Below are 6584 nucleotides of genomic sequence, written 5' to 3'. Positions count from 1 at the left end.
CGCGAAGGGGTCGAACGGCCGGCCGCCCGGCGGGGTGCCGCCCGCCGGGCCGGCGGAGGGGGAGGGTGCGCCGCCGGGCTGGGAGGCGCCGAGGAACGTGTAGGGCGCATCGGGCTCGCCGCTCTCCGGCAGGTTCCGCGGTGCCCACTCGGGCACGTCGTCGTGTCCGCTCATCGCCGTTCTCCGTTTCCCGGGCGGGGGCGCCGGGTCCTGTCTCGCCGTGTCGTGGCGGCCCGCCGGTGAGACACATGCGGAAAGTGTCTCAAGAGGGCCAGATGTGATGTTCGTCTCATCGGCGTCCTCCGTCAAGGGTTCCGGCGGCTCAGGAACGGATCGGGCCTCCGGGGCGCCGGCCCTGGGCGCGGCGCCGCTCGGCGCGGCGCTCCGTCCGGGTGCGGCCGTCCGGCCGGGAACCTCGGTCCACGGGACCTCCCCTCGGGCGCGGGGTGTTGCCGCCGCTCATCAGTACGCAGCACGTCCCGGAATGGATCGGTGCGCGTCCAGGTCTTTCTGACGGACGGTGCCCGCCCGGAAACGCCGCGCTGCACACGGATTCCCCGGCGAAAAGTTCGGTTCGGCCGCTTTTCGGGCCATGGCCGGAGTAGGCCATGGCCGGGCCTTGCTTTTTCGCCGGGATGTGCTCAGGCCCGCGGCGGGGCGGTCAGGGGCGGGCCGCGACGTCAAGGGCGGGCCACGCGCGGTTCCGCGCGGAGCCAGGGAAGTGCCAGGGAAAGCCCCCGGACATGAAAAGCGGCGCCGGGTGGATACGGGGGCAATCCACCCGGCGCCGCATCATCGGTGTTCCGACGGGGGCCCGGAACACCGGCACGGGCGCTCCGACGGGGGACCAGAGCGCCGGTACAAATCGTACACCGAAACCCCCCGCGGTTAGTCAAGAGAATGTCACGACCCGATTTCCGGTCGCTGTCCGGAAACCGGCTTCTGTCCCTGCTTCGTGCGGTCGCCGAAGCTCGCGGGCGCCACCGGCTCCCGCCCGCCGTTGGCGACGACGACGGCGACGTAGGGGAGCACCAGTGCACCGGCCACGAGGATCAGCACCGCCCACGCAGGCGCACCGGCCACCGCGGCCAGTACCGCGCCGACGAAGCAGACCGTCCGCACCCCCATGGACACCAGGTAGCGCCGCTGCCGGTGCTCGATGTCCTCCGACATCGGGCGGGGGGCGTCGGTGACCGTGTAGACGTCCGGCCCCCGCTGGTGATTGACCTTCACCATTCCACGGTAAGCCCATGGAGTCCGGCTGGCGACAGCAGTACGGGTCAAATCATCGGAGGAACGACATGACCGATCGCACCTACCGGGTGACGGAGATCGTGGGCACCTCGCCGGATTCGGTCGAGAGCGCCATCCGCAACGGCGTCCACCGCGCCGCGCAGACCCTGCGCCACCTGGACTGGTTCGAGGTGACCGAGGTCCGCGGCCACATCGAGGACGGGGAGGTCGCCCACTTCCAGGTCTCCATGAAGGTCGGCTTCCGCCTGGAAGACGCCTGAGCCGTCGCTGAGCGCCGGGGGCCCGCCCCGGCCCGGGGCGGGCCCCGGCGCTCAGGTCGCCTGGCTGACCGTCGACATGTGGAAGTCGGGGACGCGCAGGGCCGGCATCGCGGCGCGGGTGAAGTAGTCGGACCACTCGCGCGGCAGCGTCGGGCCGGTCTCGCCGACCTCGGTGAGGCGGGACAGCAGGTCGACGGGGCTCTCGTTGAACCGGAAGTTGTTCACGGCCCCGACGACCTCGCCGTCCTCGACGAGGTAGACCCCGTCGCGGGTGAGGCCGGTCAGCAGCAGGCTCTGCGGGTCGACCTCGCGGATGTACCACAGGCACGTCAGCAGCAGCCCCCGCTCGGTGCGGGCGACCATCTCCTCCAGCGACGCGCCGCCGTCCGGCCCGGCCATCGCCAGGTTGTCGACGGCCGGGGTGACCGGCAGCCCGGTGCGCGCGGCCGAGTGCCGGGTCTGGGTGAGCGAGGTGAGGACGCCGTCCCTGATCCAGTCGGTGGCGCCGAGCGCGAGCCCGTTGTCGAACACCGACGACTCGCGGCCGGAGGCGTGCGCGACGACGAACGGGGCGCACTCCAGGCCCGGCGCGGCCGGATCGCTGGACAGCGTGACGGGCAGGTCCGCGAGCCGCTCCCCGACCCGGGTGCCGCCGCCGGGGGCGCTGAACACCGTCCGGCCGTCGTGGGCGTCCTGCGCGCCCGCCGACCAGTACAGGTAGATCATCAGGTCGGCGACGGCGGACGGCGGCAGGATCGTCTCGTACCGCCCCGCCGGCAGGTCCACCCGCCGCCCGCCCCACTCCAGCCGCCTGGCGAGGCCGCCGGTCAGCGCGGGGACGTCGACGTCGGTGAAGTCGCGGGTGGCGACGCCCGCCCACGCCGAGCCCCCCGCGCCCTTGGCGTTGACCTCCAGCAGCCCGGTCGGCTGGTCGTGCCGCAGCCGCAGCCCCGCCGAACTGCCCAGGAACGTCGACGTCAGCATGTGGTTCGCGAACCCGTACAGGCGCCGGTCACCGGCCTCCGCGGCGGCGAACGCCTCGCCCAGCGCGGGCGCGAACCCCTCGAACACGCCGATGCCGGTCTCCGCCGGGTCGTCGTCCCACCCGGCCGCGGGCGGCCCCTCGGTGATCAGCGGGGCGGCGTCCTCGGCGGGCTCGTTGCCGGCGGCATCGGCCTCGGCGGCGCGCACCAGGTCCTCGACGCCGTCCGCGCCGACGGCCGACCGCGACACCACGCCCGCCGCGACACCGTCCGCGGTGCGGCGCAGCGCGATCACGGTCAGGCGGCTGGACCGGGTGACGCCGTTGGTCGTGAGCGTGTTGCCCGCCCACCGCAGGTTCGCGGTGCTCGACTCCTCGGCGATGACGACGCAGTCGTCGGCCCGCGACGCGGCGAGCGCCCGCTCGACGGCCTCCTGAGCCCTCACTGGCCCGCCTCCTTCAGGGTGTTGAGGATGTTGACGCCGCGGAACAGCGCCGACGGGCAGCCGTGGCTCACCGGCGCGACCTGCCCCGGCTGGCCCTTGCCGCAGTTGAACGCGCCGCCCAGCACGTACGTCCGCGGGCCGCCGACGGCCTCCATCGAGTTCCAGAAGTCGGTGGTGGTCGCCTGGTAGGCGACGTCGCGGAGCTGCCCGGCCAGCCGCCCGTTCTCGATCCGGTAGAACCGCTGGCCGGTGAACTGGAAGTTGTGGCGCTGCATGTCGATCGACCAACTCTTGTCGCCGACGATGTACACCCCGCGCTCGACACCGGAGATCAGCTCGCCGGTGGACGGGCCGTCCTCGGCGGGCCGCAGCGAGACGTTCGCCATCCGCTGGATCGGCATGCTGGACGCGGCGTCGGCGAACGCGCAGCCGTTGGAGCGCTCGGCGCCGGTCAGCCGGGCGATGCGGCGGTCGGTCTGGTACCCGGTGAACAGCCCGCCGGAGATGATGTCGAACGACTGCGTGCGCACACCCTCGTCGTCGTAGCCGATGGTGGCCAGGCCGTGCTCGGCGGTGCGGTCCCCGGTGACGTTCATGACCTCGGAGCCGTACCGGAGCCTCCCGAGCTTGTCGGGCGTGGCGAACGAGGTGCCCGCGTACGCGGCCTCGTACCCGAGCGCCCGGTCGAGCTCGGTGGCGTGCCCGATCGACTCGTGGATCGTCAGCCACAGGTTCGAGGGGTCGACGACGACGTCGTACACCCCCGCCTCGACCGACGGGGCGGCGAGCTTCTCGGCGAGCAGCTCCGGGATGCGGGCCAGCTCACCGTCCCAGTCCCAGTGCTCGCCCGACAGCCACTCCCACCCGTACCCGGCGGGCGGCGCGAGCGTGCGCATCGTGTCGAACAGGCCGTCCCTGATGCCCACGGCGTTCACGACCGGGTGCAGCCGGACGCGCTGCTGGGTGGTGACGGTGCCCGCGAGGTCGGCGAAGAACTTGTTCTCCCTGACCTGCAGCAGCGTCGCGTCCACGTGGTCGACGCGGTCGTCGCCGAGCAGCCGGCGGCTCCAGCCCGCCAGCAGCGCCACCTTCTCGGCGGTCGGCACGTCGAACGGGTCGACCTCGTACGCCGAGACCCAGGTGCGCTCGCCGTGCACGGGCTCGGGGGCCAGCTCGATGGGTTCGCGGTTGACGGGCCCGGCCACCGCGGCGACCTCCACCGCGCGGGCGGCCAGGCCGGCGGCGCCCTCGGGCGTCAGGTCGATGCCGGCGGCGAAGCCCCAGGTGCCGTCCTTGACGACGCGGACCGACAGGCCGACGTCGTCGGCGTCCAGCGCGGTCTCCAGCGCGGCGTCGTGCAGGCGGATGGTCTGGCTGCGGATGCGCTCCAGGCGGAAGTCGGCGTGCTCGGCGCCCAGCTCCCGGGCCCGGGACAGGGCCGCGTCGGCCAGCGCGCGAAGCGGCAGCGCGGTGAAGGCGGGATCGATGTCATGCACCCTTGGCAACCTACCCGCCGGGTCCGGCGCGGAGCCGAACAAACACGGATGGCGGATCTTGTCGGTTCGGCACATCCGCAGGGTGCGGGAAGGCCGCTAGTGTCGTGCGCTGTCATCACCGTGCGACGCGGTGCACCGTGAACAGCAACGAGAGGGTCGTGATGAGTCGCTCTGTCCTCGTCACCGGGGGGAACCGGGGCATCGGCCTGGCGATCGCCCGCGAGCTCGCCGCCGCGGGCGACGCGGTAGCCGTCACCTACCGGTCCGGCGAGCCGCCCGAGGGCCTGTTCGGCGTGCGCTGCGACGTGACCAGCGCCGAGGACGTCGATGCCGCCTTCAGCAAGGTCGAGGCGGAGCAGGGCCCGGTCGAGGTGGTCATCGCCAACGCCGGCATCACCAAGGACACCCTGCTGGCGATCATGAGCGAGGAGTCGTTCACCTCGGTGCTCGACACCAACCTGACCGGTGCGTTCCGCGTCGCCAAGCGCGGCGTGAAGGGCATGATGCGCAAGCGCAGGGGCCGCATCGTGCTGGTCTCCTCGGTCGTCGGGCTGTCGGGGTCGGCGGGGCAGACCAACTACGCCGCGTCCAAGGCGGGCATGGTCGGCTTCGCGCGGTCCCTCGCCCGCGAGCTCGGCTCGCGCGGCATCACGGTGAACGTGGTGGCGCCCGGCTTCGTCGAGACCGACATGACGGCGGTCCTCAGCGAGGACCAGCACAAGGCCGTCACCGCGGCGATCCCGCTGGGCCGGATCGCGCAGCCGGACGAGGTCGCCAAGGCCGTGCGGTTCGTCGCGAGCGAGGACGCCGCCTACATCACCGGGGCCGTCATCCCGGTCGACGGCGGCCTGGGAATGGGGCACTGACGGCATGGGAATCCTCGAAGGCAAGCGCATCCTGGTCACCGGCGTCCTCACCGACGCCTCGATCGGCTTCCACGTCGCGCGGGTCGCGCAGGAGCAGGGCGCCGAGGTGGCGCTGACCGCCTACCCCCGCCCGACGCTCACCGCCCGGACCGCCAAGCGCCTCCCGTCCGGCCCCGACTCGCCGCCCCCGGTGATCGAGCTGGACGTGATGAACACCGAGCAACTCGACGCGCTGACCGGCAACCTGCGCGACAACGGGTTCGACCACCTGGACGGCGTCGTCCACGCGATCGGCTTCGCCCCGCAGACCGCCCTCGGCGGCAACTTCCTGGAGACACCGTGGGAGGACGTCGCGACCGCCGTCCACGCCTCCGCCTTCTCCCTGAAGTCCCTGACGATGGCCTGCCTGCCCCTCATGAAGGACGGCGGCTCCGTCGTCGGCCTGGACTTCGACGCCACCAAGGCATGGCCCGTGTACGACTGGATGGGCGTGGCCAAGGCCGGCCTGGAGTCGTGCGCCCGCTACCTCGCCAAGTACCTCGGCCCCCAGGGCATCCGGGTGAACCTCGTCGCCGCCGGTCCCCTCGCCACCATGGCCGCCAAGAGCATCCCCGGCTTCGAGGGCATGACCGAGATGTGGCCGAAGGCGGCCCCGCTCGGCTGGGACATCAAGGACAGCGAACCGACCGCCCGCGCCTGCGCGGCCCTGCTGTCCGACTGGTTCCCCGCCACCACCGGCGAAATAGTCCACGTAGACGGCGGCATCCACGCCATTGGCGCGTACTGATTTTGCATTGCCCTTGGCGGTCAGGCGCTAGGGCGCCTTCCCTTCAACGGGCAATGCGCGCGATCGCTGCATCGCTCCGGCTCGCCTAGCGGCTCGCTGCGCGATCAGGTTCCTCGCAAGCTCGAAACCTGCCTTCGGACGCGATCGCAGGCGTTGGAGTGGTTGCGTGGTTGCGGGGGTGGCTGAGGTCTGCGAACAACCGACCGTGGGCTTGGGCCTTGGTCAGCGAGGGGTGTGGCGGCGGCGCAGGGTTCGGGCGGCGACGGTCAGGTTCAGGGCCGTCACGGCGCCGGTCACGCCTGCGGCGGCGGCGATCAGGAGGATGTGGCGGTTGTCCTGCTGCGGGACCGCGGCGGGGGAGATGAGGCGCGTCCGCGGCATCGTGGCCGTGCTGGCCTGCAGGGTCTGGTAGGCGTTCGGGTCGGCGGCGATCTCCGGGGTCGGCAGGACGCCGGGGAGCCCGGGGGTGGCCGGCGTGGCGCCCGGGTAGGCC

The 6584-nt window shown here is 72.6% G+C and carries 7 protein-coding genes; 3 read left to right on the top strand and 4 right to left on the bottom strand.

What is annotated here, in order from left to right; translation table 11 throughout:
* Positions 1-903: 903 nt before the first annotated feature.
* Complete coding sequence (locus E1289_RS35540; RefSeq protein WP_131988233.1) at positions 904-1236, bottom strand: DUF3099 domain-containing protein; 333 nt, start codon at positions 1234-1236, stop codon at positions 904-906.
* Positions 1237-1301: 65 nt separating this feature from the next.
* Here E1289_RS35540 and E1289_RS35535 point away from each other — a divergent pair, with 65 nt between their 5' ends.
* Entirely contained in the window at positions 1302-1514 is a 213-nt protein-coding gene (locus E1289_RS35535; protein ID WP_131988231.1) for a dodecin, read from the top strand.
* Between the two features lie 51 nt (positions 1515-1565).
* On the opposite strand, the gene E1289_RS35530 is transcribed toward E1289_RS35535, so the two are convergent.
* Positions 1566-2942, bottom strand: coding sequence for a metallopeptidase TldD-related protein (locus E1289_RS35530; RefSeq protein WP_131988229.1), 1377 nt, complete (start codon positions 2940-2942; stop codon positions 1566-1568).
* Positions 2939-4438: a TldD/PmbA family protein gene (locus tag E1289_RS35525; RefSeq protein ID WP_207929364.1), complete on the bottom strand. Its 1500-nt coding sequence runs from the start codon at positions 4436-4438 to the stop codon at positions 2939-2941. The genes E1289_RS35530 and E1289_RS35525 overlap by 4 nt, the downstream gene beginning before the upstream one ends.
* Positions 4439-4599: 161 nt before the next feature.
* On the opposite strand from E1289_RS35525, the gene E1289_RS35520 reads away from it, so the two are divergent.
* Positions 4600-5304 (top strand): beta-ketoacyl-ACP reductase, encoded by a 705-nt coding sequence (locus tag E1289_RS35520; protein ID WP_131988225.1) that lies wholly within the window; start codon positions 4600-4602, stop codon positions 5302-5304.
* A gap of 4 nt (positions 5305-5308) precedes the next feature.
* Entirely contained in the window at positions 5309-6091 is a 783-nt protein-coding gene (gene fabI / locus E1289_RS35515; protein WP_131988223.1) for an enoyl-ACP reductase FabI, read from the top strand.
* 222 nt (positions 6092-6313) lie between these two features.
* Here the strand turns inward: fabI and E1289_RS38680 are convergent.
* On the bottom strand, positions 6314-6584 hold a 271-nt coding region (locus E1289_RS38680; protein WP_165970759.1), incomplete at its 5' end, for a hypothetical protein.

The organism is Actinomadura sp. 6K520, from assembly GCF_004349245.1.
GTDB lineage: Bacteria > Actinomycetota > Actinomycetes > Streptosporangiales > Streptosporangiaceae > Spirillospora.
The sequence above is the reverse complement of the archived record's forward strand: the minus strand, read 5'-3'. Positions and strand labels throughout refer to the sequence as shown.